The sequence below is a fragment of the Leucobacter chromiireducens genome, from assembly GCF_003917135.1.
In the GTDB taxonomy this organism is placed as follows: domain Bacteria; phylum Actinomycetota; class Actinomycetes; order Actinomycetales; family Microbacteriaceae; genus Leucobacter; species Leucobacter chromiireducens_A.
Genome location: NZ_RPDI01000023.1, coordinates 29,940 through 54,334 on the forward strand (window position 1 = coordinate 29,940; position 24,395 = coordinate 54,334).

General features: G+C 68.9%; 24 protein-coding genes and 1 pseudogene. 18 read left to right on the top strand and 7 right to left on the bottom strand.

What is annotated here, in order from left to right; genetic code table 11:
- From EGM46_RS11100 to EGM46_RS11130, 7 genes are all read left to right on the top strand, one after another.
- Positions 1-1,167 carry a M23 family metallopeptidase gene (locus EGM46_RS11100; protein WP_241156297.1) on the top strand — a complete coding sequence of 389 codons (1,167 nt, stop codon included), beginning with the start codon at positions 1-3 and terminating at the stop codon, positions 1,165-1,167.
- The gene (locus EGM46_RS11105; protein ID WP_125100213.1) at positions 1,164-1,430 is read left to right on the top strand and encodes a DUF6112 family protein; all 267 of its coding nucleotides are present in this window, start codon (positions 1,164-1,166) and stop codon (positions 1,428-1,430) included. The genes EGM46_RS11100 and EGM46_RS11105 overlap by 4 nt, the downstream gene beginning before the upstream one ends.
- A gap of 84 nt (positions 1,431-1,514) precedes the next feature.
- The gene (locus EGM46_RS11110) at positions 1,515-1,787 is read left to right on the top strand and encodes a DUF6112 family protein (RefSeq protein WP_125100214.1); all 273 of its coding nucleotides are present in this window, start codon (positions 1,515-1,517) and stop codon (positions 1,785-1,787) included.
- Between the two features lie 19 nt (positions 1,788-1,806).
- Positions 1,807-3,141 (top strand): conjugal transfer protein TrbL, encoded by a 1,335-nt coding sequence (locus EGM46_RS11115; protein WP_125100215.1) that lies wholly within the window; start codon positions 1,807-1,809, stop codon positions 3,139-3,141.
- A gap of 6 nt (positions 3,142-3,147) precedes the next feature.
- On the top strand, positions 3,148-4,605 hold the full coding sequence (locus EGM46_RS11120; RefSeq protein WP_125100216.1) for an SCO6880 family protein: 1,458 nt from the start codon (positions 3,148-3,150) through the stop codon (positions 4,603-4,605).
- Positions 4,606-4,686: 81 nt separating this feature from the next.
- Positions 4,687-5,505, top strand: coding sequence for a hypothetical protein (locus EGM46_RS11125; RefSeq protein WP_125100217.1), 819 nt, complete (start codon positions 4,687-4,689; stop codon positions 5,503-5,505).
- The gene (locus EGM46_RS11130) at positions 5,502-7,004 is read left to right on the top strand and encodes an ATP-binding protein (RefSeq protein WP_125100218.1); all 1,503 of its coding nucleotides are present in this window, start codon (positions 5,502-5,504) and stop codon (positions 7,002-7,004) included. The genes EGM46_RS11125 and EGM46_RS11130 overlap by 4 nt, the downstream gene beginning before the upstream one ends.
- A 121-nt stretch (positions 7,005-7,125) precedes the next feature.
- Here the strand turns inward: EGM46_RS11130 and EGM46_RS11135 are convergent.
- A pseudogene (locus EGM46_RS11135) lies at positions 7,126-7,626 on the bottom strand (GNAT family N-acetyltransferase); the annotation flags it as partial.
- Positions 7,626-7,979, bottom strand: a complete 354-nt coding sequence (locus EGM46_RS11140; protein ID WP_125100220.1) for an ArsR/SmtB family transcription factor — start codon at positions 7,977-7,979, stop codon at positions 7,626-7,628. The gene EGM46_RS11140 and the pseudogene EGM46_RS11135, both read right to left, overlap by 1 nt.
- Before the next feature lie 86 nt (positions 7,980-8,065).
- Here EGM46_RS11140 and EGM46_RS11145 point away from each other — a divergent pair, with 86 nt between their 5' ends.
- Genes EGM46_RS11145 through EGM46_RS11165 form a run of 5 tightly spaced genes read left to right on the top strand, consistent with a single transcriptional unit; the run spans position 8,066 to position 12,552 of the window.
- Complete coding sequence (locus tag EGM46_RS11145; protein WP_125100221.1) at positions 8,066-9,385, top strand: NAD(P)-binding domain-containing protein; 1,320 nt, start codon at positions 8,066-8,068, stop codon at positions 9,383-9,385.
- 48 nt (positions 9,386-9,433) lie between these two features.
- A complete protein-coding gene (cmtR, locus tag EGM46_RS11150) occupies positions 9,434-9,793 on the top strand; it encodes a Cd(II)/Pb(II)-sensing metalloregulatory transcriptional regulator CmtR (protein WP_125100222.1) in 360 nt (119 codons plus the stop codon).
- Positions 9,790-11,703, top strand: a complete 1,914-nt coding sequence (locus tag EGM46_RS11155; RefSeq protein ID WP_206427561.1) for a heavy metal translocating P-type ATPase — start codon at positions 9,790-9,792, stop codon at positions 11,701-11,703. The genes cmtR and EGM46_RS11155 overlap by 4 nt, the downstream gene beginning before the upstream one ends.
- Complete coding sequence (lspA, locus tag EGM46_RS11160) at positions 11,700-12,254, top strand: signal peptidase II (protein WP_125100223.1); 555 nt, start codon at positions 11,700-11,702, stop codon at positions 12,252-12,254. Before EGM46_RS11155 ends, lspA begins: the two co-directional genes overlap by 4 nt.
- Positions 12,244-12,552, top strand: coding sequence for a hypothetical protein (locus tag EGM46_RS11165; protein ID WP_125100224.1), 309 nt, complete (start codon positions 12,244-12,246; stop codon positions 12,550-12,552). The genes lspA and EGM46_RS11165 overlap by 11 nt, the downstream gene beginning before the upstream one ends.
- A 134-nt stretch (positions 12,553-12,686) precedes the next feature.
- Here EGM46_RS11165 and EGM46_RS11170 read toward each other — a convergent pair whose 3' ends face one another.
- The 5 genes from EGM46_RS11170 to trxB are packed head-to-tail and all read right to left on the bottom strand — an operon-like array spanning position 12,687 to position 16,507.
- Complete coding sequence (locus EGM46_RS11170) at positions 12,687-13,094, bottom strand: arsenate reductase ArsC (RefSeq protein WP_125100225.1); 408 nt, start codon at positions 13,092-13,094, stop codon at positions 12,687-12,689.
- Between the two features lie 11 nt (positions 13,095-13,105).
- Positions 13,106-14,116 carry a metalloregulator ArsR/SmtB family transcription factor gene (locus tag EGM46_RS11175; protein WP_125100226.1) on the bottom strand — a complete coding sequence of 337 codons (1,011 nt, stop codon included), beginning with the start codon at positions 14,114-14,116 and terminating at the stop codon, positions 13,106-13,108.
- Positions 14,113-15,213, bottom strand: coding sequence for an ACR3 family arsenite efflux transporter (gene arsB / locus EGM46_RS11180; protein WP_125100227.1), 1,101 nt, complete (start codon positions 15,211-15,213; stop codon positions 14,113-14,115). The genes EGM46_RS11175 and arsB overlap by 4 nt, the downstream gene beginning before the upstream one ends.
- A complete protein-coding gene (gene trxA, locus EGM46_RS11185; protein ID WP_125100228.1) occupies positions 15,210-15,536 on the bottom strand; it encodes a thioredoxin in 327 nt (108 codons plus the stop codon). The genes arsB and trxA overlap by 4 nt, the downstream gene beginning before the upstream one ends.
- Complete coding sequence (trxB, locus tag EGM46_RS11190; RefSeq protein ID WP_125100229.1) at positions 15,533-16,507, bottom strand: thioredoxin-disulfide reductase; 975 nt, start codon at positions 16,505-16,507, stop codon at positions 15,533-15,535. The genes trxA and trxB overlap by 4 nt, the downstream gene beginning before the upstream one ends.
- 532 nt (positions 16,508-17,039) lie before the next feature.
- Here trxB and EGM46_RS11195 point away from each other — a divergent pair.
- From EGM46_RS11195 to EGM46_RS11220, 6 genes are all read left to right on the top strand, one after another.
- Positions 17,040-19,625 (top strand): hypothetical protein, encoded by a 2,586-nt coding sequence (locus EGM46_RS11195; RefSeq protein WP_241156298.1) that lies wholly within the window; start codon positions 17,040-17,042, stop codon positions 19,623-19,625.
- 125 nt (positions 19,626-19,750) lie between these two features.
- Positions 19,751-20,755 carry a DNA-processing protein DprA gene (locus EGM46_RS11200; protein WP_241156299.1) on the top strand — a complete coding sequence of 335 codons (1,005 nt, stop codon included), beginning with the start codon at positions 19,751-19,753 and terminating at the stop codon, positions 20,753-20,755.
- A 69-nt stretch (positions 20,756-20,824) separates the two neighbouring features.
- The gene (locus EGM46_RS11205) at positions 20,825-21,370 is read left to right on the top strand and encodes a hypothetical protein (protein WP_125100231.1); all 546 of its coding nucleotides are present in this window, start codon (positions 20,825-20,827) and stop codon (positions 21,368-21,370) included.
- 26 nt (positions 21,371-21,396) lie between these two features.
- Positions 21,397-23,172 carry a TraM recognition domain-containing protein gene (locus EGM46_RS11210; protein ID WP_125100239.1) on the top strand — a complete coding sequence of 592 codons (1,776 nt, stop codon included), beginning with the start codon at positions 21,397-21,399 and terminating at the stop codon, positions 23,170-23,172.
- Between the two features lie 43 nt (positions 23,173-23,215).
- Positions 23,216-23,677, top strand: coding sequence for a single-stranded DNA-binding protein (locus tag EGM46_RS11215; RefSeq protein ID WP_125100232.1), 462 nt, complete (start codon positions 23,216-23,218; stop codon positions 23,675-23,677).
- Entirely contained in the window at positions 23,674-24,261 is a 588-nt protein-coding gene (locus tag EGM46_RS11220) for a hypothetical protein (RefSeq protein WP_125100233.1), read from the top strand. The genes EGM46_RS11215 and EGM46_RS11220 overlap by 4 nt, the downstream gene beginning before the upstream one ends.
- Positions 24,262-24,395: the final 134 nt, after the last annotated feature.

The window sequence follows — 24,395 nt, forward strand, 5'->3', positions numbered from 1 at the left end:
GTGAAGAAGCTGCTGATCCTCGGCCTGGTGCTTCTGTGCCTGGGCCCGTCGGTTGCGATCGTGAGCGTCGGCGCGCTCCTCGGCCCGGTGCTGTGCATCACGGGATCGCTCACGGTCGGGCCGATCCCGGATTCCCTCACCGCGACCACCGCCGACGGCACACAGGTCACGCTCGACCGCAAGCAGCTCACCCATGCTGCGACGGTGATCACGACCGGGGCGGGCATTCCTGGCGTCGGCCAGCCCGGCGTGCGTGTCGCGCTCACGGCGGGGCTCACGGAGTCGCGGTTGCGGATGCTCGCCAACACCGGCGCCTACCCCGAGTCGGGGTCGTTCCCGAACGATGGCGACGCCTCCGATCACGACTCCCTCGGCATCTTCCAGATGCGCCCGCAAGCCGGATGGGGCACGGTCGCGGAACTGATGGACCCGGTGTATCAGTCCCGAGCGTTCTACGGTGGCCCCGACGGACCCAACTTCCCGACACCGCGCGGTCTGCTCGATATTCCCGGCTGGCAGCAGATGGACCCAGGAGCCGCGGCGCAGGCGGTCGAAGTGTCCGCGTACCCGGATAGGTACCGGAACTGGCTGCCTGTCGCCGATGCAATCCTCACCGCCCTCACCACTCCCGCCAGTAGCGGCGGAGGGAGCACGAACGGCCCAGGCCCGGTGCCGGAGACTTCGCGCATCGTGTTCCCGCTGCCGGAGGGCACCTACACCAGCACCGACTCCTTCGGATGGCGCACTGACCCCTTCACCGGGGAGCGCGAGTTCCATTCCGGCAGCGACCTCGCCGCCGCCGACGGCACCCCCATCTCGGCGATCGCCGACGGGCGCGTGACGGTCGCCGAGTTCTCCGCCGGGTGGGGCGGCCTCATCATCCTCGAGCACACGGTGCAGGGTGAGCGGGTCGCGTCCTATTACGCGCATATGTGGCAGGACGGCATCTACGTCACCGCCGGGGAGACCGTCGGCGCGGGGCAGCACATCGGCGATGTAGGCTCCTCGGGCCGCTCCACCGGCGCGCATCTGCATATCGAGATCCGGCCGGGCGGGCAAGGCCAGCCGCCCGTGGACGCGGTCGACTGGCTCGCGCAGCACGGAGCCGTCGCCACCGACAGCAGCGCGCCCCGGCAGGGCGGCTGCCAGATCGGGGCCGGCTCGTGAACGTGTTTCCCGACTTCGGCGCAGTCAGCGGCGCGGACGGGCTGACCGAGGCGATCGGGGCGATGTTCACGATCGTGCTCATCGCCGCCGTGCTGACGCTCCTGATCTCTGCGATCGCGTGGGCGATCTCCTCCTCGACCGGGAACCCGTACACCGCGCAGAAGGCCCGCATAGGGGTGTTCGTCGCGCTCGGCACGGCCGCCCTCGCCGGGGCCGCCGTCGCGTGGACGAACTTTCTCATCACCGTCGGCGACACCCTCTGATCTCGCCGCGTTTCGCCGGATCGCTGGGGCGCACCTGCCTGCTGGTGGACGAGTCGCGTCCCCGCATCGACAGGAGGACCACCCGTGATTGACATTGACCCGAACAGCGACGGGCTCCCCGGGATCGCGCAGCTCCGCGAGATCGTCGGCGCGGTCATGACGGCGGGGCTCATTCTTGCCGTCCTCGCACTGATTATTTCCGCGATCATCTGGGGTTTTGGTGCGAACAGCAGCAATCCCCACTTGGCATCGAGGGGAAAGACGGGCGTCCTCGTCTCCTGCGGCGCGGCCATCCTGTGCGGCGCGGCGGTCACGCTCGTGAACTTTTTCTGGACTGTCGGCCAGGCCGTCAACTAGCGAAGGTCGGTGAGTCACGGTGAGCATCTGCGACGCCCCGATCATCTCCACCGTCTGCACCGCCGTCGGCGAAGGCCCAGCCGGGCTCTTCTTCCGCTGGGTTGCCGACGCGATGGGGCTGGCCGTCTCCACACTGTTCCAGGGCATGTGGGAGGTGTTCTCCACCACGACCGCCGTGGACATCACCTCCGACGGGTACCTCCGGGTCTACAACATCCTCTTCGGCATCGCCGTCGTCGTGACCCTGCTGCTGTTCTGCTTCCAGCTCATCGCAGGTCTCGCCCGCCGCGACCCCTCCGCCCTCACTCGCGCCGGCATCGGGATCGCCAAGAGCGTGCTCGGGTCATTCGTGCTCATCACCTGCACCGCCCTGCTCCTACAGGTCACCGATCTGCTGTCGGTCGGGATCATGCAGGCCGCCGGCGAGACCATCGAGAGCATGGGCGGCAGGCTCGCCCTCCTCATCGCCGGCCTCACCGTCGTGGGTTCCACCACAGGGGCCGGGGCGCTGCTGATGATCTTCCTCGCCGGCCTCATGATCGCCGCGATCTTCATCCTGTGGTTCTCGCTCCTGATCCGCAAAGCCCTGCTGCTGGTCGCGATCGTGCTCGGCCCCATCGCGCTCGCCGGCCTCACCTGGGAAGCATCGCGCGGATGGTTCGCCAAGTGGGCGACCTTCGTGATCGCCCTGATCGCCTCGAAACTCGTGGTGACCGTCATATTCCTCGTGGCACTCACGCAGGTGGCGACCCCGATCACGCTGGATCTCGCCGTCCTGTCAGAGCCCATCGCCGGAATAGTTCTGCTGTTCATCGCCAGTTTCGCCCCCTACATGGTCTACAAGTTCCTCGCGTTCGTCGGTTTCGACATGTACCAGGCGGCATCGATGGAGCAGGAGGCGAAGTCGGCCCTCAACCGCCCTATTCCGATTCCATCGAAGCCGAAAGCCGCCGACGCGAAGCAGGTGCTCGACGGTGGTGGCGACGCGAAGGGCACGCCGTCCGCGCCCGAGTCCGCGCCGGCACCCGCCCCGGTAGAGACCCCCACGGCCAGCGCACCTGCTGCGGAAGGGGCTGCCGCCGGAGGCACTGCCGAGGGTACGACGGCCGCGGCGTCGAGTGGTGGTGCGGCGGTGCCGGTCGTCGGCGGAGTGATCCTCGCGACGGAAGCCGTCAAGGAGGCCGCGACCGCAGGTCCTGCGCTCGGCGGGGCGATCGGCGAGGTCGCCGACGGGCACGCCGCGTCGGCAGGCGAGAGTGCAGCCCCGCCGCCGGCGACTGCGCAGGCGCAGCAGCCGCCCGCCGTGCTCCCGCCACCCTCGACGCGGCCATCCGGCACAGGTTCGGAGGGGTGAGCGGTCATGTCCAGCACCAGCACCCCGTTCGAGTTGCAGACGATCCAGTTCTCAAGGCTCACCCGTCGCGGCATCTTGCTCGGATTGTCGCTCTCGCAGTTGATCGTGCTCGCCTGCGCGCTCCTCATCGTCGTCGTCGCCTTGTACACGAGTGGCGGTGCGGGGCTTGCCTGGTCGTCGCCAGCGTGGCTGACGCTCGCGGCGATCGCGTGGGTGCCCGTCTCGGGGCGCAAGCTTATCGAGTGGGCGCCGATCATCACCCGCTGGCTGATGCGCACCCGCGCGAAGCAGACCCGCTACCGTCGCCGCATGATCCGGCCCCGCCCGGCCGGCACCCTCGCCCTCCCCGGCGACCTCGCAGCCCTGCGCGAGTGGCATGACCCCGAGACGGGGGCGGCGATGATTCACGACCCGCACGCGCAGACGTTGACGGTGGTGCTGCGGGTGCAGCATCCGGCGTTTGTGCTCCTCGACCCGGCCGAGCAGCAGCGCCGGGTCACCGGCTGGGGCCGGGTACTTGCCGCCGCGTGCCGGTCCGGCAGGATCGCCCGCATCCAGGTCATGGAGCGCACGCTGCCCGATTCGGGGTCGGGGCTTGCCGAGTGGTGGCGGCAGCACGGCACCGACGATGGCTCCTGGGCGGCCACCACCTACCGGGAGCTCATCGAGCGCGCCGGCCCCGCCGGCGAACGCCACCAGACGACCCTCTCCCTCGCACTCGACCTGCGGGCCGCCACCCGGCAGATTCGCTCCGCAGGAGGAGGCATGGCAGGGGCGGCGGCGGTGCTCAGGCAGGAGATGCAGTCGCTGCAGACCGCGCTGCGCAGCGCGGAACTCGCGTTCGCGGGCTGGCTCACCCCGGGCGATGTCGCCCTGATCCTCCGCACCGCCTACGACCCCGCCGCAGGGCCCGCCCTCGAACGCCACGGAGCCCTCGGCCGCCACCTTGCCACCGCCGGCCCGGTCGCGGTGAACGAGGCGTGGGACCGGCTGCGCTCCGACAGCGCCCACCACGCGGTGCTGTGGATCAGCGAATGGCCCAGGGCGCAAACCTTCCCCGGATTCCTCGCCCCCTTGGTCCTCAACGGCGGGGTACTCCGTTCCCTGTCGCTCCACTATCTCCCGGTCAGGGCTGACCAGGCGGCGCGGGATCTCAGGAAGAAGAAGACCGAAATGATCGCAGACGCAGCCCAGCGTCGGAAGATCGGGCAAGTCGAAGACACCCAGGCCTCGGCGGAGTTCCAGGACGTGCTCCAGCAGGAGTCGGAGCTGACCGGGGGGCACGGCATCCTCCGCGTGATCGGCCTCGTCTCCGTCTCCGCACCCACCCCGGGAGAGCTCGATGCGGCGGTCGCTCAGATCGAGCAAGCCGCGATCCAGTCCTCCTGCGAAACAAGGAGGCTCGTCGGCCAGCAAGCGCAAGCGTTCACGGCGGCCGCTCTCCCGCTCTGCCGCAGCATCTGATCCTGCAAGGGAAACATCCCGGTGCACCTGGCACAGCTGGCGCACCTGGGAGAAGACCCCGTTCTCTGAAAGGAGCCGATCATGCCCACCCTCCTCGAAGATGCGCAGGATGTTTCTGCTGCGGTGCGGAACTTCGCCGCTTCGCTTCGCGACGCCGCAGAGCCCCGCGATATCTACCCGATGCTCGGGGAACTCCTCGGCACCTCCCGATCTCTCACCGCGGTCTTTGGCAGCATCTCGGCCGCACTCACGGACCATCACCCGCAAGCAGCCGACGACCAAGGCAACCCGGAAGCCGGGGCGAATGCCGTGCAGCAGACGCTTGACCGGTTACGGGAAGCGAGAAGCCTCGCCGTCCAGATGGAAGCCGCACTCGACCAGGCCCTGCAATCGGCAGGCACCATCGCCTGGCGCGCCCCAGCACCAGCCCCCGCCCCGGCCCCGGCCCCGGCACCCCAATTTCCCCGCTACGTCAACATCGTGTTTCTCCAAGGCGAGGACGCCGACCGGATCATCGAGACGATCACCCTGCACGACCCGAATGCAGCGTTCACAGAACTCGCCGGATACGACTGCGGCGACGAGACCGTAGAGGCGGCGCTCGAGAACGGGTACGTCTACGACAGGCCCCCGATCGGGCAGCTCGACCAGGCCCTGACCCGCGACGTGTACACGATGGTCTACAACCCCTTCATGGGGCACGTCGGCCTCTACCGGGAACACGACGCCCTCCCCGATCCCGCACTCCTCGGCATCGAAGGTCCACCCTCGCACGCCGCACCCGCCCCGGCTGGTGCAGTGCCAGAGTGTGAGGTGTCACGGGCGGATCGTCTCGGCACCCCGCGAGTGAACCGGGCGACCTATCCGACGCGGGCGAGCCTGCGGGGGCTGGGCGCGTGACCGGCCGCCACGCCAGCCCCCACCCGTTTGATGAGGGGCAGCTGCATACCTCGGTACTCGTCGGGCCGGAAGGCGAACGTCGCGCCCAACGCCATGCGCGTCGGCAGGCCGCCGCCAGGTTGCGCGCCGAAGCCCGCACGGCCCAGGCGGCAGCGGCACGAGCCGAGCGAGAAGCAGCGAAGAAGGAGTGGCGTGCGACCAGCTATCTACCCCGAGCCGGTGAGTCCGGGGCTGCGGCACTTCGCACGCCGGGCAGGTTCCGGCTACCGAGACATCAGGACACCTCGGCGACGCTCGCCGGGCACTACCCGTTCCTCGCCGAGGGCGGCCTCGGCTCAGCCGGCACCTTCGTCGGGCAAGACCTCTACTCCGGCGGCTCCTTCGTCTACGACCCCTGGGAGCTATACCGGCAGGGCGTCATCACCGCCCCGAACATGATCCTCGCCGGCATCGTCGGCTCAGGGAAGAGCTCGCTCGCGAAGGCGCTGTACACGCGGGGGCTGCCGTTTGGGCGGCGCGTTTACGTCCCCGGGGACCCGAAAGGCGAACACACCGCCGTCGCTCGCGCCGTCGGAGGGCGAGCGATCCTCCTCGGCCCTTCTCTGCCTGCACGTTTGAACCCCCTCGACGCCGGGTACCGGGCTACGGGAATCGCGGACGAGGACTGGAAAGCGCAGGTCGCCGCGCGCCGCCGCGACCTCATCGGCGCACTATCGGAGACGGTGCTCGACCGCCGCCTCTCGCCGGTCGAGCACACCGCGATCGACGTGGCACTCGCCGACGCCGTGCGCTCCGCAGAGGTGCCGATCCTGCCGATGGTCGTCGACCGCATCCTCGAACCCTCACCCGACGACGACCCCGACGGCAGGCTCGCGGAAGACGGCCGCATGGTCGGGCACGCACTCCGCAGATTGGTCGCCGGCGACCTATCCGGGATGTTCGACGGGCCGAGTACCGAGACCTTCGATCCGACGCTGCCGATGCTCTCCCTCGACCTCTCCCGCGTCGCCGAGAACTCCGCACTGCTCGCCGTGCTCATGACGTGCAGCTCGGCATGGATGGAGGCCGCCCTCCAAGACCCGAACGGCGGCAGGCGGCTCGTTGTCTACGACGAAGCATGGAGGCTGATGTCGTACCCAAGTTTGCTGGCCAGGATGGACGCTCAATGGAGGCTGGCACGTCATTTCGGGATCAGCAACCAGCTCATCTTTCACAAGCTGACCGACTTGGAGAACGTCGGCGATAGCGGGTCAAGGATGCGCGCCCTCGCTTCCTCACTGCTCGCAAATGCGGAAGTGCGGGTGGTATACCGGCAGGCGAGCGACCAGCTCGGCACGACCGCGGAAACCCTCGGCCTCACCGGCACCGAACGATCCCTCCTCCCGACCCTCGGCATCGGGCAGGGCCTGTGGAAGATCAAGGACCGCAGCTTCGTCGTGCAGCACCAGCTCCACCCAGCAGAACTCGAGCTCTTCGACACTCGCGGCCGGATGCTCTAGGAAACCCGCAGGTTCAGGATTCCTGAAGACGATTCGTCGTGAAGGTGCGGTTCGACGGGGCGCTGGACTGGGTGTGAGGGTGCATGTTCGCGGGAGAAGCACCCTCACTTCGTTCTCCAGCGGTGCGGCGTTCGACGAGGATCGTGTCGCGCCATTGGCCGGCGTGCGGCCCGTAGGTCATGCGGGCGATGCGCTCTCGTCGTCCGACAGCGCGGAACCCAGCGCGCTCGTGCAGGCGCAGGCTCGCGGTGTTCTCCGGGAAGATCGATGACTGGACGGTCCAGATCCCGTGCTGGTCGGTGAGATCCAAGAACGCTGCGAGAAGGCGACGCCCGACTCCGTGACCTGCCGCGTCGGGGTGGATGTAGATCGAGTGCTCGATAACGCCCGCGTACGCGGCTCGCGCCGATACGGGGGACGCGGCGGCCCCTCCGAGGACCTGGCCGGTGGAGTTGACGGCGACGAGGCTGAGCTCCGGGCGTTTACTCGCGGTGAATGCGGCCCAGGTTGCAGGTGGGGCGGTTTCGAAGGTGGCGTGCCCGGTGGCGATCCCGGCCCGGTAGATGCTCTCGACCACGGGCCAGTCGGGCTCGGCCATGGCCCGGAACCGGAGTGGCTCCATCAGGCTGTGAGAGCTCGGGCCGCGGCGGCGAGGGTGCCGGTCGTGGGCTGGTAGTACGCCCATTTGCCGCGCTGCTCACGGGTGACGAGCCCAGCCTCGACGAGGAGTTTCATGTGATGCGACACCGTTGGCTGCGACAAGCCGACGGGTTCGGTGAGATCGCACACGCACATCTCCCCGCTCGCACTCGCGGTGATCAGCGAGAACAGCTTCACTCGGTTCGGGTCGCCGAGCGCTTTGAACACCTTCGCGAGTTGATGCGCGGTCGCGTCATTGACCATTGCGTCGGCCGCAGGGGCACAGCACAACGCCTCCGCAGGTGTCGCGTCGATCGTCACGGGGAGAGTGGTCATGCTCCCATTCTGCCCGACGCATTGACAGATGTCGATACGTCGGGCAGGCTCTTCATATCGAAGAACGTCAATGTGTGGAGGTTGGTATGAATTCCGTCGTCGTCATCGGTGCGGGCCCGCAGGGGCTCGCGGCGGCTGCGCACCTGATTGAGCGCGGCCTGAACCCGTTCGTCCTGGAAGCAGGTGCTGGTCCGGCGGCGGCGGTGGCCGAATGGGGGCATGTGCGCCTGTTCTCGCCGTGGACGGAGCTCACCGATGCGGCGTCTCGTCGCCTGCTGGAACGCACCGGGTGGGTGGCGCCGACGCAGGGGTATCCGACTGGGGCGCAGTGGATCGAGGGGTATCTCGCACCGCTCGCGGAGGCGCTCGGTGACCGCATCCAGTACGGGGCGCGGGTCGTCGGGGTCGGGCGCAAGGGCCGGGATCTCTCGGTCGATGCCGGACGAGCCGGGCAGCCGTTCGTCGTACACCTCCGCCGCACGGACGGCACGGAAGCGCGGATCGAGGCGGCTGCGGTGATCGACGCGTCGGGCACCTGGACCACCCCGAGCCCGGCCGGTGCCGACGGCCTCCCCGCGCTCGGGGAACGGGCCGCCGCCGAGGCAGGGCTGGTGGAGCACCGGATGCCCACGATCGAGGACGCCACGGGTCTCGCCGGACAGCATGTGGTCGTGGTCGGCAACGGGCACTCTGCCGCGACGACGATCGGGATCCTGTCGCGGGTGGCGAAGCGAGAGCCCGGGACGCGGATCAGCTGGGTGCTGCGCCGCGGCACGGTCGGCAACACCTTCGGCGGAGGGACCGCCGACGAACTCCCCGAGCGTGGGGCGCTGGGCCAGCGAGCCAAGAAGGCAGTCGAAGACGGGCTCGTGGACCTCGTCACCGGGTTCCGCACCGACCAGGTCATTCTTGAGAAGGGGCAGGCGGTTCTCGTCGCGGAAGATGGACGCCGGCTTGCTCCGGCGTCCCGGGTGTTCGTTTCGACCGGGTTCCGCCCTGATCTGTCGTTCCTGTCCGAGGTCCGTCTCGACCTCGACGTGCGGTTGCAGGCGCCGGTGAAGGTCGCGGTCGAGGTGGACCCGAACCTGCACTCCTGCGGCTCGATCCGCGCGACCGGGGCCGCGGACCTGGAGCATCCGGAGCCGGGGTTCTACATCGTGGGCGCGAAGTCGTATGGGCGTGCGCCGACGTTCCTGGCTCTGACCGGGTTCGAGCAGGTCCGCAGCGTCGTCGCCGCGATCGCAGGCGACCGCGAGGCCGCCGAGCGGGTCGACCTCGTCCTGCCCGATACCGGCGTGTGTGGCGGCTCGGGACTCTTCGACGCGCCGGACGAGACTGCCAGTGCGGGATCATGCTGCGCGCCTGTCCCGCAGCTCATCCAGCTCGGTGTGGGACCGGCGTCGTAGGGTCACCGCTCGCTCGCTTTGCGTCAGTCCTGACTGTATAGTCAGTGTGTGCTGACTATTGCTTCTCGTCTTGACGTCATGAACCGGCTCGGCCGGGCGATGGCGGACCCGACGCGCTCCCGGATCCTGATGACCCTGCTCGGCGGCCCGAGCTACCCCGCCGTGCTCTCGCGCGAGCTGGAGCTGACGCGTTCAAACGTGTCGAACCACCTGACCTGCTTGCGCGACTGCGGGATCGTGGTCGCGGAGCCCGAAGGGCGGCAGACGCGGTACGAGATCGCGGACCCGCACCTCGCGGCGGCGCTGACCGCGCTGGTGGACGTGACGCTCGCCGTCGACGAGCACGCTCCGTGCATAGACTCTTCGTGCACGGTGCCGGGCTGCTGCGGGACCGGAGTGGGCGCGTGAGCGCGGCGTGCGGCTGCGAGCACGACGAGCCCGAGACCACGGCCGCCGAAGAAGCCGAGGATGCGGAGCGCCCCTGGTGGCGGGACCGCGGGATCATGGTCCCGGTCTTCTCCGGCATCTCGTTCCTCACCGGCCTGGCCCTGGAGTGGTCTGGGATGGAGATCCCGGCACTGGTGGCGTTCTGGATCGGCCTGCTCCTCGGTGCGTCGACCTTCACCCCGGGCGCGATAAGGAAGCTGTTCAAGGGCAAGCTCGGCATCGGCCTGCTGATGACGATCAGCGCGGTCGGCGCGGTGATCCTCGGGTATGTCGAGGAGGCCGCTGCCCTGGCGTTCCTGTACTCGATCGCCGAGGCACTGGAAGACAAGGCGATGGATCGTGCCCGTGGCGGACTCCGGGCGCTGCTCAAGCTCGTCCCCGAGACCGCGACCGTCCGCCGCGACGGCGCGTCGGTCGAGGTTCCGGCGAAGGATCTCCAGGTGGGGCAGCTGATGTTGGTGCGTCCGGGTGAGCGGATCGCGACCGACGGCATCGTCCGCACGGGGCGCTCGAGCCTGGACACCTCCGCGATCACCGGTGAGTCGATCCCTGTCGAGGTTGAACCCGGCGATGCAGTCTCCGCGGGTGCGATCAACACCGCGGGTGCGCTGGAGGTCGAGACGACCGCGGCAGGCACCGACAACTCGCTGACCACGATCGTCGACCTCGTGGAGAGGGCCCAGGCCGAGAAGGGCGACCGGGCCCGTCTCGCCGACCGCATCGCCCGCCCCCTCGTCCCGGGCGTGCTGATCCTCGCCGCCCTCGTCGCGATCATCGGGTCGCTGCTCGGCGACACGGAGCTGTGGATCACCCGCGCCCTCGTCGTGCTCGTGGCGGCGTCGCCGTGCGCGCTGGCGATCTCCGTGCCGCTGACCGTGGTGGCCGCGATCGGCTCGGCGAGCAAGTTCGGCGTGATCATCAAGTCCGGTGCCGCGTTCGAGCGGTTCGGAGTGATCCGCCACGTCGCCGTCGACAAGACCGGAACCCTCACCCTGGGCGAGCCCGCCGTCACCGCCGTACTCACCGCTGACGGCGTGACCGAGGAGCAGGCACTGGCCTGGGCGGCCGCGCTCGAACAGCACAGCACCCACCCGCTCGCCGCCGCGATCACCGCCGCCGCACCCGGCGCGCCAGCGGCGGAAGGTGTGACTGAGCGGGCCGGGCACGGCATCGAAGGCGAACTCGACGGGGCCCGGATCACGGTCGGCAGCCCGCGCTGGCTCGACGCTGGGGCCCTAGGCGACCGGGTCGCCGGGCTCGAGGAGCAGGGCATGACGGTCGTGATTGTCCACCGCGACGACGTCTCGGTCGCCGCGATCGGCGTCCGCGACGAGCTGCGCCCCGAAGTTCCCGAGGTCGTGCGCACGCTCGCCGCGCAAGGCGTCGGGGTCACGATGCTCACCGGCGACAACGCCCGCACCGCCCTCGCCCTCGCAGCCCAAGCAGGGATCGGTGACGTGCGCGCCGAGCTGCGCCCGGAAGACAAAGCCGCCGCGATCGGCGAGCTCAGCACGAGGGGGGCGGTGGCGATGATCGGCGACGGCATCAACGACGCCCCCGCCCTCGCCGCAGCGGACATCGGGATCGCGATGGGCGCGACGGGTTCGGATGCGGCGATCGAGTCGGCCGATGTTGCGTTCACTGGCCACGACCTGCGCCTGCTGCCGCGCGCGTTCGACCACGCCCGCCGCGGACGCCACATCATCAACCAGAACATCATCCTGTCGCTGCTGATCATCACCGCCCTTCTCCCACTCGCCCTCTTCGGCATCCTCGGGCTCGCCGCAGTGGTCCTCGTGCACGAAATCGCCGAGGTCGTCGTGATCCTCAACGGTCTGCGAGCCGCCCGGACACGGAAGAGCGCCGCGTGACCGCGCAGGACGTCGTCGGGGAGAGCCGCGGTGCGTACACGGGGAGCAGGCGGGCGCTCGGCGTCGCCCTCGTCGTGGCTGTGCTGGCTGTGGTGTTCGACCAGGGCTTGAAGGCTCTCGCCGTGGCGCAGCTGACCCCGGGTGAACGGATCCCGCTGGTCGGGGACCTGTTCGGTCTGTCTCTGGTCTACAACCCCGGGGCCGCGTTCTCGATCGGTTCCGGGGCCACCTGGAGCTTCACGATGATCGGCCTCCTCGCAGCCGTGGCGGTGGTCGTGTTTGCCGCACGGCTGCGCGGGGCGAGGTGGGGCGTCGCGCTGGGGCTGGTCCTCGGCGGCGCGGTCGGCAACCTGGTTGACCGGCTCGTGAACCCGCCCTCGTTCGGGCAGGGTCACGTGACCGACTTCCTCGCCTACAGTGACCTGTTCGTCGGGAACGTCGCGGACGTCTTCGTGGTCGTAGGCGTCGGCCTGGTCTGCCTGAACCTCTTGACGCCAAGCACTCGCACGACAGGTGGCGGCGAACGAATGGAAGTGTCTCGTGAAGATTGAACTGCTGCACATCGTCGACTGCCCGAACACGGACATCGCCGAAGCCAACGCACGCGCAGCGCTGGATACTCTTGGGCTCGGGGCCGTGGCTGTCGAGGTGGTGACGATCCGGACGGAGGCAGAGGCAGCGAGCACTCAGTTCGGAGGCTCGCCCACGATCCTCGTCGATGGTGTCGACTTGTTCCCGACGGCCCCGGTTCGCGCGCTCGCATGCCGGGTCTACGCGACCGAGAGCGGGATTGCCGGAGCGCCCACGCAGGAGCAGATCGAAGCAACGCTGCGAGGCGCATCTCGATAGAGAGAGCGACCGGTGACGCGATGGATGGGGCACGCCTCACAGCACACCGGTGTTCGCCGCAGGGACCAAGAAACCCGAACCGCGGCGGAGGGGGCAGGGCCAATGGCCGCCGCCCCTCCCGTGCTCGCAGTCCCTCAGACGAGCAGTTCTGCGAGGAGGGTCTCGATGCGAGCCTTGATGTCGTCGCGGATGGGGCGAACGGCGTCGATGCCCTGCCCGGCAGGATCGTCGAGCTTCCAGTCCTCGTATCGCTTGCCCGGGAAGAACGGGCACGCGTCCCCGCAGCCCATCGTGATCACCACGTCAGAGTCCTGCACCGCTTCGGTGGTGAGTACCTTGGGCTGTTCGGCGGTGATGTCGATGCCCTCTTCGCGCATCGCCTCGACCGCGACCGGGTTGATCTGGTCGGCGGGCATGGACCCTGCCGAGCGGACTTCGACGCGGTCGCCCGCGAGGTGGCGGAGGTAGCCGGCGGCCATCTGGGAGCGGCCGGCGTTGTGGACGCAGACGAACAGGACGGATGGCTTCTGGGTTTCGGTCATGACGGGCTCCTTCAAGCCTTGCTGGTGAGAGTGGCGAGGAGGCCGCGGACGCGGCCCTCAATGTCGTTGCGGATCGCGTCGACTCCTTCCGGGGATGCGAGGGCCGGGTCGCCGACGGTCCAGTCTTCGTAGCGGACGCCGGGGATGATCGGGCACACATCCCCGCAGCCCATCGTGATCACCACGTCGGCCGCGCGCACGGCGTCATCGGTGAGCGGCTTCGGGAACGCCGTCTCGGCCTCCTGCTCGCCCTCGATCTCGGTGAGCAGAGAGCGCACGTGCGGGTGCACGTCCGACGCAGGGGTGGAGCCTGCAGAGCGGGCGACGACGCGGCCGCCTGCGAGCTGGTTGACGATCGCGGCGGCGAGCTGGGAGCGGCCCGCGTTCTGCACGCACACGAACAGCACCTGCGGCACCCCGGCCGTCCGATCACGGGTCAGATCGGCCAGGCGCTGCCGGGCGAACCGCTCGGTCAGCGGGATCATGTGCGCCGTCAGCTTCGCCGAACGCACCAGGCCTGCGTAGGACTCACGCACGATCGCGATCACGAGATCCCGGTTCAGCCCGGTCAGCTCGTCCGCGAGCTCCTCCGCGAGGCGGGTTACTCGGGCGTCCATCTGCTGCAGTGCCTCGGCCCGTGCTGCGGTGTCTTCGGGTTCGTCGGTGACAGCGGCGGCGGGAGCGAACGCGTCGAGGAGGGCCGCGACGGCGCGCTGCTTGCCCGGGGCGATGCGGTAGTACACCCAGGTGCCGCGTCGCTCGGACAGCAGCATCCCGGTCTCCTTCAGCACCTTCAGGTGGTGGGAAACCGTCGGCTGGGACACCTCGGCCAGCTCGGCGAGGTCACACACGCAGGACTCGCCCCGAGGGTCGGTCGCGATCGCGGACAGCATCCGCAGCCGCAGAGGGTCAGCGAGCGCTTTCAGCGCGCTGGCCACGGTGGTGGCGGCTTCGGTCCCGATGGCGTGTGCCGTGGACGCTGCGCACGCGTCTGCGTCGGTGATGACGGTGGTATCGGTCATGACGTCCTCGATTCAGTGGCAGTGGCAGTGGCGTAGGGGTTGGTGTGGAACCAGGCCTTCGCGGCCCAGAGCGAGACGTAGACCAGGCCCACGAGCACCGGCACTTCGATGAGCGGGCCAACGACCCCGGCCAGCGCCTGACCGGACGCCGCGCCGAAGGTGCCGATCGCGACCGCGATCGCGAGCTCGAAGTTGTTGCCCGCCGCGGTGAACGCCAGTGTCGTCGACCGGGCATAGCCGAGACCGAGCCCCTTGCCGAGCAGAATGCCGGCAAACCACATCAGCGCGAAGTAGACCAGCAGCGGCAACGCGATGCGGGCAACATCCATCGGGTGGGAGGTGACCTGCTCGCCCTGCAGCGCGAACAGCAGCACGATCGTGAACAGCAGCCCGTAGAGCGCCCACGGCCCGATCTTCGGGAGGAACTTCTCCTCGTACCAGTCGCGCCCCTTGCGCCTCTCACCGATGAAGCGGGACGCGAAGCCCGCGATAAGCGGGACGCCGAGGAACACGAGCACGTTCAAGGCGATCTGCCAGACCGAGACATCCAACCCCTGCGCATCCAGCCCCAGCCAACCCGGCAGCACGGTCAGGTAGAACCAACCCAGCAGGGAGAAAGCGACAACCTGGAACACGGAGTTGATCGCGACCAGCACCGCGGTCGCTTCCCGGTCACCGCAGGCGAGATCGTTCCAGATCACGACCATCGCGATGCAGCGGGCGAGCCCGACGATGATCAGCCCGGTCCGGTACTCGGGCAGATCCGGCAGGAAGATCCACGCAAGCGCGAACATGACCGCAGGCCCCACGAGCCAGTTCAGCACGAGCGAAGAGATGAGGAGCTTCTTGTCACCCGTGACGGCGGCGACCTTGTCGTAGCGGACCTTCGCCAGCACCGGGTACATCATCACCAGCAGGCCCAGCCCGATCGGGACCGAGATCCCGCCGACCTCCATCGCAGAGAGCGCGTCTGAAAGTGCGGGCACGAAACGACCGAGCAAGAGGCCCGCGACCATCGCGAGGCCGATCCACAGCGGCAGCCACTTGTCGAGGGTGGAGAGCCGCTTCGGGGCGGTGCGGGTCAAGGTGTCAGTCATGCGATCAGCCCCTCGATCTTCGCGACGTAGACGGGTTTCGGGTGCGCTCCGATCAGCACGTCCACTCGTTCCCCGTTCCGGTAGAAGCCGAGGGTCGGGATCGAGGTCACGCCTGCTGCGGTCACGGTCTCGGGGTTCTGGTCGGCGTCGACCTTCACGATCTTCACCCGCCCCGCGTACTCGCCGGCGAGCAGGTCCAGGATCGGAGCGATCGCCTTGCACGGGCCGCACCAGGTCGCCCAAATGTCGACCACGACAGGCAGCTCGGACTCGAGCACCTCCGTCCGGAAGGTGGCGTCGGAGACGGGAGTGACGATGCTCATGCGGAGACCTCCAGAACAGGTGCGGAAACGGTGGTGGGTGCGAGGTTCGACAGGTAGTGCTGGGCGTCCTGCGCGGCCGCACAACCGGTGCCTGCGGCGGTGATCGCCTGCCGGTACGTGTGATCGACGAGATCCCCAGCCGCGAACACCCCGGCCAGATTCGTCCGCGTCGACGGATGCGCGACCCGCACATACCCATCCGCGTCAGTGTCGACCTGCCCGGTCACGAGCTCGGAACGCGGGTCGTGCCCGATCGCGACGAACACCCCCGTCGCGTCGAGCGTGCGCTCGGCCCCGGTGATCGTGTCGCGCAACGTGAGCCCGGTGACCTGCTCGCCGCCGAGGATCGCAGCGACCTCGCTGTTCCAGGCAACCTCGATCTTCGGATCGTCCAGCACGCGCTGCGCCATGATCCTCGACGCCCGGAACTCATCCCGGCGGTGCACCACGGTCACCTTCGATGCGAACCGGGTGAGGAACAGGGCCTCCTCCATTGCCGAGTCCCCGCCGCCAACCACGACGATCCCCTGCTCCCGGAAGAAAAACCCGTCGCAGGTCGCACACCAGGACACACCGTGCCCCGACAGCCGTTCTTCCTCGGGGAGGCCAAGGTTGCGGTACGCGGAACCCATCGTCAGGATCACCGCCCGCGCCCGGTACGTCACCCCGGCGCCGGTCTCGATGGTCTTCACATCGCCGTCGAGATCAAGGCGGGTCGCATCGTCGTAAACGATCTCGGCACCGAACCGCTCAGCCTGCACCCGCATCGACTCCATCAACTCAGGCCCCTGCACACCATCGACGAAACCCGGGAAGTTCTCCACCTCGGTCGTCGTCATCAACGCACCACCAGCCGTCACCGAACCCGCGATCACGACCGGCGCGAGACCAGCACGCGCGGCATAGACCGCCGCGGTGTACCCCGCGGGACCGGACCCGACGATGACTAACTCAACCTCTTGATTCGACATGTATCTATATTGACGCATATCGAAACAGTAGACAAGCCGATCGGCCGCACGTGGGCCGGTGTTTGCCGAAGGTTCACCTTCGGCAACGGCTACACGCTGTCCACAGTGGTGCTGGGCGGGTCCGCAACGGCGCGGGCGTAGTGAAGGGCAGTGTCGATGATGATGCCGAAGAGGTCGCAGACACGACGGACGTCTCCACCGGCCTGCTCAACCTCATAGAGGATGCGGTCGGCACGGAGCGACTGAGCGGAGATCCCGGCCTTCTTCCATGGGAAGTCGCGGCCGGGCAGGGTGACTCACACACCATCCGAGCTCCCTCCCTCGCTTCGCTCGCGGCTGTGGCTTCTCAGCCCGGCTCGGGAAGACGAGAGGCAGGCGAGAACCCGGCGGACGGGTGGGTCGGTGGCGCACCTGACTGTTGGCCGTCGTCACCCCTGACGGCGGCGCTCGTTCTAGTCAGGAGTTCACTATGTCGCCTACCGCTCTCATGCCACCCGATACCTCGCCACCGCCGGGCCGTACTGTCGCTCGCATGGCGGCGATTCTCACCGTGCTGCTGATGCTCTTCGGCGGCCTGTTCTTCACCCCGGCCCCCGCGCAGGCGGCAACCCTCGGGGTCGGGTACGGCAACGAGGACCTGTGGCTCGGCAGCTTCTCAAGTCACGGCCGGCAGGCGTACTGCATGGACCTGGACGCGCTGCCCCCATACGGCACGACCGAGCATCCCGAGCTCAAGACCACGCTCGATGAGCTCAGCGACACGCAGCTCGCCCGGCTGAACTATGTGCTCGGCCGGTGGGGCGAATCGCAGGACCCGAACATCACCTCGGCGGTGCAGCTCTATGTCTGGGATGTCGCCGACCACGGCAACTACACGAGCCGGGGCGGCGACGGGCACTTCATCACCCGCGTTCCCGCGAACATGCAGGCCACGGTGCTCGCGAACCTCGCCGCGATGCGCGATACCGCGGCGGCGAACGCGGTGCCGAATCCGTCGGTGTCGATGTCGATTCAGATGGACGACCAGTACCACGGGCAGCTCACCATCAGCACGAACCCCGCTACCGCGACCGGCACCGTCACCCTCACCGGCGGCACCTTCACGAACGGCTCCGCGACGGCGACGCTCGGCGCGGGCACGCATCAGATCGTCGGCACCCCCGCCGAGGGCGCGCCCGAGTACCGGATCGAGGCGAAGATGTCGGCGCACGCGCTCGGCTACGGGGCCGGCGTCGACCTGTTCTACACCCCGGGCGAGCAGCGAATTCTCGCCGCCGCATCCTTCGAGCCGCTGACCGCTACCGTGCAGTCCCCGGTGATCCCGCTGGACTTCCAGCCGATCATCGAAACGCAGGTGTCCTCGAAGTTCGTGCAGGCCGGCGATCCGATGCTGGACGACCTCACCGTGACGGTGATCAAGCACTCCTGGATCAAGGTCGACGGCCAGCCGGTGCCGGTGGTTGCGGAGGGTCGCCTCTATGGCCCGTTCGACGCTCAGCCGGCCGAAGCGAACGCGCCACCTGCGGGTGCGCCGCTCGCCGGCACCGAAGAGCTCACGCTCACCCATGCGGGTCACTACACCTCGCCGGGTACGATCATCGCGCCTGAGTCGGGCTTCTATACCTGGGTGTGGTCGATCGACAAGACCGCGCAGGGCGACTGGGCGAAGTACCTCACCGACAGCTTCACCGATCGCTTCGGCCGGGTCGTAGAGACTTCGGTGGTGCCGTTCCAGCCGGAGGCGGTGTCGCAGGCGAACGGGCGGCTCGTGAAGCCGGGCGATGAGGTGACCGACACCATCACCGTCGCATCCACGAACGGGGCCTGGCTGAAACAGAATAGCGAACCGATCCCCGTGATCTTCGAGGGCACCGCCTACCAGGTGCCCGGCACCCTCCCCCCGACACGAGGTGCTGCGATCCCCGTGGATGCGGTGCCGCTCGGCACCGTCACGGTCACGGCGACCGGGCCGGGCACCTACACCTCGCCGAAGGTGACGCTGCCGGATGCGGGGTTCGTCACCTGGGTGTGGGAGGTCAAGAAGAGCAGCCAGCCGGAATGGGTGCGACCGTTCATCGCCTCAGATTGGCGCGACAACTACGGCATCAACGTCGAGACGCACAGCGTCCGCTGGCCCCTCACCATCACCTCGGAAGTCCGGGAGTACAACGTCCACAAGAACGGGCGGGCGTTCGACCGGATCACCGTCAGCGAGTTCCCCGAGAACCACCCCGGTTTCGAGGGCGACGGCTACTGGCAGCCCGACGCCAAGGAGCTCACGCACACCGTCTACGGCCCCTTCGCCACAGATGCGGAGCTGACCGAGGACATGGCATTGGACGATGCGCCGGTGCTGACCCGGATCACGACCCCGGCAAGAAATGGGGTCTACGACATCGGCTACGGCGAGGACGATCGGATTCAGCCGACGGAGCCCGGCTACTACGTCGTGGTGACCCGCTTCGAGGGCGACGACCGGGTGCAGCCGTTCACATCGTCGCCGGCTGACATCTGGGAACGGTTCTTCGTACCAGGTCCCGAGCAGCCGCTGTCGGTGGTCACGCAGGCCCAGGCATCGGCGTTCGTCGGCGACCCGTTCGAGGACACCGCACTCGTACAAGGCAGCCACATTCCCGAGGGCGCGTACCTGGTGTTCCGGGCCTACGGGCCGCAACCTGCGGGCGAGGATCCCGTGTGCGAGGTGCCGTTCTTCACCTCGGAGCAGATCGCGGTGACTGAGGCGGGCCACTACCGTTCCGGCACGACGAGCACTGATGAGGCCGGGAACGTGTACTGGGTCGAGACCTTGTACGGGAAGGACGGGAAGGTGCTCTCCGAGGGCCGCTGCGGTGCCCCGGGCGAAACGACCGTCGTGAGCGTACGCCCACCGGGTACCCCGGAGACGCCGACGCCGGAGCAGCCGGAACTACCTGAACTGCCGCCGGAGCTCGCACTCACCGGCGGCACCGCCTGGGGCGCCTGGGTCGGCGGTATCGCGGCCGTCCTGCTCCTCGCGGCCGGGGCGACGCTCTGGTTCGGCCGCAAGCTCGCGCTCCACCGTGAGCGCATACAGGACGAGGGCGAGGAGGTGACGATCGAAGAACTCATGAACCAGTAACGCACCCCCAGGACGGGCGGAACCCGCAGACCCCTTACCCCCAGGTCTGCCGGCTCCGCCCGTCTCTCATGTAGCCCCTGACGCACCTCACTCCTGTAGACGACCACACAGACCAGGGAGGGCCGATGATGGCGACGTTCTCGGAGGACATGCTCACCCGGATGGAGCTGACGGCGCTCACAGAGCCCGGCAATCCGGTCACGGGGCAGCTGGTGCGCGCGATCGGCCTGACCGAGACGCTCGCCCTGATCCGCGACCCGGGCGCGGCGATCCCGGCTGCGGTCGATCCGCTCCAAGGGGTCCGGTGGCGGCAAGCTGCCGCAGCCCGGCAGCGCGACGCGCTCCGGGATCAGGTCGCCGAGCTGACCGAGCGGCACGGGTTCCGGGCGCTCACTCCGGGGGCTGCGGGGTGGCCGGTCGCGCTGAACGATCTCGGGGATCGGGCACCGCTCCTGTTGTGGGCGCGCGGGAACCCGGAACTGCTCACCGCCTCCGCCTCCTCGCGGGTGACGATCACCGGAGCCCGAGCCGCAACCGCCTACGGCGTGCACGTCACGCAGGAACTCGCGGAAGACCTCGCCGCACTCCCGCGCATCATCGTCTCCGGTGGCGCCTACGGCGTCGACGCCGCCGCGCACCGCGCCGCCCTCACCACGGGCCCCGCATCCACGATGGTGGTCTCTGCCAGCGGCCTCGACCGCCCCTACCCGCCGAACAATGCTGAGCTGTTCGAGCGGATCGTGGTGCAGGCCGGCATCCAGATCAGCGAGACCCCGCCCGGGCAGGGGCCGTCGCGGGAACGGTTCGTCGCCCGCGCCCGGCTCCTCGCCGCGCTCAGCGGGGCGACGATCATCACCGAGGCCGGGGCGCACTCGGGGTCGCTGCTGGTCGCGGCGCGCGCGTTCGAGCTCGGCCGTGCAGTCGGTGCGGTTCCCGGGCCGGTCACCTCGGCGTCGTCGGTGGGCTGTCACCGGCTCATGCGGGAAGGCATCGCCGAGACCGTCACCCGTGCTGGTGAGGTCGCCGAGCTCATGGACCCCTCGCCCTTCCCGCTCGGCCCCGCCTACCAGCAGGTCGCCCGCCGTGCCGCGCCCGATCACAGCCGCGCCGCACGCCGACTCGCACTCTGACCCACCCCCTCAGCCACCCATGCCCTCGGGCGGCTGTTCTTTCATCCACTCGATAGGAGAACTTTGCCGATGTCGAAGCGTGCCCGCTCGAAGACCGACCCGACCGCCGTGGTGATGGTGCGCATCGTCGTCGCCGAGGACGGCACCCTGTCGGTGACGGTGGACGGGGCGCCGTATCTGCCGCCGGAGTTCTCGCCGCCGTGGCGGCGCTCCGCCTACCCGCACATCGTGGATGCCATCAGCCAGCACACCGGCCAGACGCTCCGCGTCGATGTCATCGAGATCGACGGACGGGTCATCACCGACTACCGCACCCCACCCAAACCCAGACCTGTGATCCCCGAGCCCGCCGCAGCCCCCGTGGCGGCAGCACCCCAGCCTGCCGCGCCGGCCGCGCCCGTGCCGGCGGTGCCACGGTTTGCGCAGCTCGCGGGCAGCGGCTTCGTTCCCGGCGAGGATGTCGCAGTCGCGGTCATCATCTCCCACACAGAGACCGCACCGAACGGGGTCGCCCGCGCGCTCATCGATTCCCGGTATCTTGCGGCGTGCCCGACGGGCGAGGCGATCCTCGTGGGCCGCATCTCCGGCACCCTCGTACTCGGGAGGCCCGAGTGAGCGGGCAGCTTCGCCCGACCGGGTCGATGGGTGACGAACTCACGAACGCCGCGCTCGTCGCCCTCGCGGCACTCGGCGTGGCCGCGGTGCTGCTGCGCGTCGCGGGCAGCATCGCCGCGTTCCTCACCGGCACCCCGCAACCAGAGGCCGGCCTCGGCGCCGGGGCAGCCGTGCTCCTCAACCCCAGCGACCCCACCAACGCGCTCGACGCTCCCGGCCTCAACGTCGCCGCCTACTGGATCGTCGCGGGGCTCCTCATCACAGGCGCGAGCGTTGGAGGCTGGTGGGTATGGTCAGCGATCCGGCACCACTCCCGACAGCAGGCGCTCGACCCGTACCGGATCGTCGGTATCGCGACCCGCCGCGAGGTCGCACGGGCCGGCTCCATCAAGGCGCTCCTCGCAAGGGCCCGGAACCTCCGCCCTTCACTCGACCATCCCGAGCCGGTGGAGGTGGGCTACCGGATCGGCAGCTCGCGCGGGGTCGAGGTGTGGGCGTCGGTCGAGGACTCGATGCTGCTCATCGGGCCGCCCCGCTCCGGCAAGGGCGTGCATATCGTCATCAACTCGATCCTCTCCGCACCCGGCGCGGTCATCACGACGAGCACACGCCCCGACAACGTGACCGCCACGATCAAGGCCAGGCAACGTGTCGGCCCGGTCGCGGTGTTCGACCCGCAGCACCTCGCAGACGGCATCCCCGCAGGACTGCGCTGGTCACCCGTGCGCGGCTGCAGCGACCCGCTGACCGCGATGATCCGGGCTTCCGGCCTCGCCTCCGCGACCGGGCTCGGGAAGGGCGGGGTCGAGGGCGGCGACTTCTGGGAAGCAAAGACAAGGGTCGCGCTGCAATGCCTCCTCCACGCCGCAGCCCTCGACGGGAGGCAGCCGGCCGATCTGTTCCGGTGGACGCTCGACCCGGCAGCGGCCGGAGATGCCGTGTCGATCCTCGCCGCCCACCCGATGGCGGCCGGCGGCTGGGCGGAGGCCTTGCAGGCGATGCTCGAATCCGACCCGCGCACCATGGACTCGATCTGGCAGGGCGTCTCCCTCGCACTCGCCGCGCTCGCCGACCCGCGCGTGCTCGACGCCGTGAGCCCAGGCCCCGACGAAGTCTTCGACCCCGAGGTGTTCCTCGCGCAGAAGGGCACCCTCTACCTGCTCGCGACCGCAGCCGGGGCGAACAACAGTGCGCCGCTGGTGGCGGCGCTCATTGAGGACGTGGTCGAGGCGGCCCGTCGCCTCGCGGCACGCAGTCCGGGCGCGCGTCTCGATCCGCCCCTGTTGCTCGCGCTCGACGAGGTGGCGAACCTGTCGCCGTTGCCGTCCTTGCCGACGCTCATGGCGGAGGGTGGCGGGTCGGGGATCACGACCATGCCCGTTCTGCAATCGCTCGCGCAGGCTCGGGAGAAGTGGTCAGAGAACGCGGCCTCGGCGATCTGGGATGCCGCAATCGTGAAGATCATCCTCGGCGGAGCTTCGAACTCGAAAGACCTCCAAGACCTCAGCACCCTGATCGGCGAGCGCGACGAGATCACCGACTCCACCACCGTCGGCGACCACGGCTCCCGATCCGCGCAACGCTCTATCCGCAGAGTGCCCGTCATGCCGCCCGACGTGATCCGCCGCTTCCCATTCGGCACCGGCCTCATACTGCTGCGCTCCGCACCGCCCATCGTCGCGCACCTCCGCCGCTGGACCGAACGCACCGACGCCAAGCAACTCACGCAGGATCGGGCAGAGGTCGAGGCCCAGCTCCACCGCCGTCAGACCCCAGGTCCGGCGGGAGCACCTCCCGAATAGAGGCGGCACACCAGGTGCCGCAATGAGCGAGGAGGTCGTAACGATGGAGATCCGTTCAGAGCCGTCGATCCAAGGGTTTCTGTCCCGAGCACCGGAGCAGAAGTCGAAGCCGGGAGAGGTCTTCCTGCTGGTCGCGCAGATCGGGCAGAAGTTCCGTCGCCACGAGGAAGACGGCACCTTCACCCTCATCGGCTCCGCATACATCGACCTGATCATGATCGGAGACAAGGCCGAGGAGGCCTTCGCAGATTTCGTCAAGGGCGATGATGTCGTAGCGATCGGCGAGTTCACGAAGCGACAGTACGAGCAGGACGGGCAGCGAATCGAGCGCCCTCAGTTCCGCGCCTCACGGCTCCTCTTCGATACCTCCCGTGCCCGATACGCCGTCGAACGCACCCCGCGCCAGATCGCGCCCAAAAGGTCTACTGCGGCGGAGGTTACGGCGGTGGAGTTCCACTCGCCCGAGCCTCGGCGTGCGAGCGGGCTGGGGAGGTGGACACGATGAGCGACGACCCCACTCAGGCGGACCCCGAGGCCGAAGTCGAGATCGAGGACATCGACCTGTACGACGAGCTCATGGCCGGGATGGCGCTTCCCGAGCCGCCGCGTCCGATCAACTGGAATCTCCTGACCGCCGGAGACGCCGAAGCAGAATGGCTGGCGCTGAACCAATGGGTGGACTGGCTGCGGAAGACCTACGGGCTGCCCGCCTCCGTCGTGCCGCCGTTCTGGCACCGGCATCCCGAACTCGTCCTCGAACTGTCGGCGCTGCACCTACACTGGTGCGCGAGCTACGATCCCGAGCAGTCTGGGTCTGGGCCGATTGCCTGGCATACGGACTTCGCAGCGGCACGCGACCGGCTTCGTGAATGGGTCGTCACCTCTGGTACACGGCTCGATCGCGACCGTCCGACACGGCAGACAGTCTGGCCCGGCGAGGAACCGCAGCCGCCGCTCGAGGACGAGACGATCCCGAACCGGACCGAGGACTTCGTCGCGTTCGTCGCCGCCGACGTGCAGGCACGCCAGGACATCGAGGACGCGTTCAATCGGGCGAGACGAGCCGCAGATCATGTCCACGACGATTGACGAAGTCGAGCCACTGTGGAACTCGCGCGAGGCATCCGAGTTCCTGAACGTGTCGCAGGCCACCCTCTCCCGCTGGCGGCGCGAGCAGGAAGGCCCGCCCTGCGTACTCGTTGGCGGCATCGCCCGCTACAACC

What these genes read in the sequence shown, in the direction of transcription:
- EGM46_RS11120 (WP_125100216.1), top strand. Translation starts at nt 3,148, where the DNA reads ATGTCCAGCACCAGCACCCCGTTCGAGTTGCAGACGATCCAGTTCTCA.
- EGM46_RS11125 (WP_125100217.1), top strand. Translation starts at nt 4,687, where the DNA reads ATGCCCACCCTCCTCGAAGATGCGCAGGATGTTTCTGCTGCGGTGCGG.
- EGM46_RS11140 (WP_125100220.1), bottom strand. Translation starts at nt 7,979, where the DNA reads ATGACCACTCTCCCCGTGACGATCGACGCGACACCTGCGGAGGCGTTG.
- EGM46_RS11145 (WP_125100221.1), top strand. Translation starts at nt 8,066, where the DNA reads ATGAATTCCGTCGTCGTCATCGGTGCGGGCCCGCAGGGGCTCGCGGCG.
- EGM46_RS11170 (WP_125100225.1), bottom strand. Translation starts at nt 13,094, where the DNA reads ATGACCGAAACCCAGAAGCCATCCGTCCTGTTCGTCTGCGTCCACAAC.
- EGM46_RS11175 (WP_125100226.1), bottom strand. Translation starts at nt 14,116, where the DNA reads ATGACCGATACCACCGTCATCACCGACGCAGACGCGTGCGCAGCGTCC.
- arsB (WP_125100227.1), bottom strand. Translation starts at nt 15,213, where the DNA reads ATGACTGACACCTTGACCCGCACCGCCCCGAAGCGGCTCTCCACCCTC.
- trxA (WP_125100228.1), bottom strand. Translation starts at nt 15,536, where the DNA reads ATGAGCATCGTCACTCCCGTCTCCGACGCCACCTTCCGGACGGAGGTG.
- trxB (WP_125100229.1), bottom strand. Translation starts at nt 16,507, where the DNA reads ATGTCGAATCAAGAGGTTGAGTTAGTCATCGTCGGGTCCGGTCCCGCG.
- EGM46_RS11195 (WP_241156298.1), top strand. Translation starts at nt 17,040, where the DNA reads ATGGCGGCGATTCTCACCGTGCTGCTGATGCTCTTCGGCGGCCTGTTC.
- EGM46_RS11200 (WP_241156299.1), top strand. Translation starts at nt 19,751, where the DNA reads ATGATGGCGACGTTCTCGGAGGACATGCTCACCCGGATGGAGCTGACG.
- EGM46_RS11205 (WP_125100231.1), top strand. Translation starts at nt 20,825, where the DNA reads ATGTCGAAGCGTGCCCGCTCGAAGACCGACCCGACCGCCGTGGTGATG.
- EGM46_RS11210 (WP_125100239.1), top strand. Translation starts at nt 21,397, where the DNA reads ATGGGTGACGAACTCACGAACGCCGCGCTCGTCGCCCTCGCGGCACTC.
- EGM46_RS11215 (WP_125100232.1), top strand. Translation starts at nt 23,216, where the DNA reads ATGGAGATCCGTTCAGAGCCGTCGATCCAAGGGTTTCTGTCCCGAGCA.
- EGM46_RS11220 (WP_125100233.1), top strand. Translation starts at nt 23,674, where the DNA reads ATGAGCGACGACCCCACTCAGGCGGACCCCGAGGCCGAAGTCGAGATC.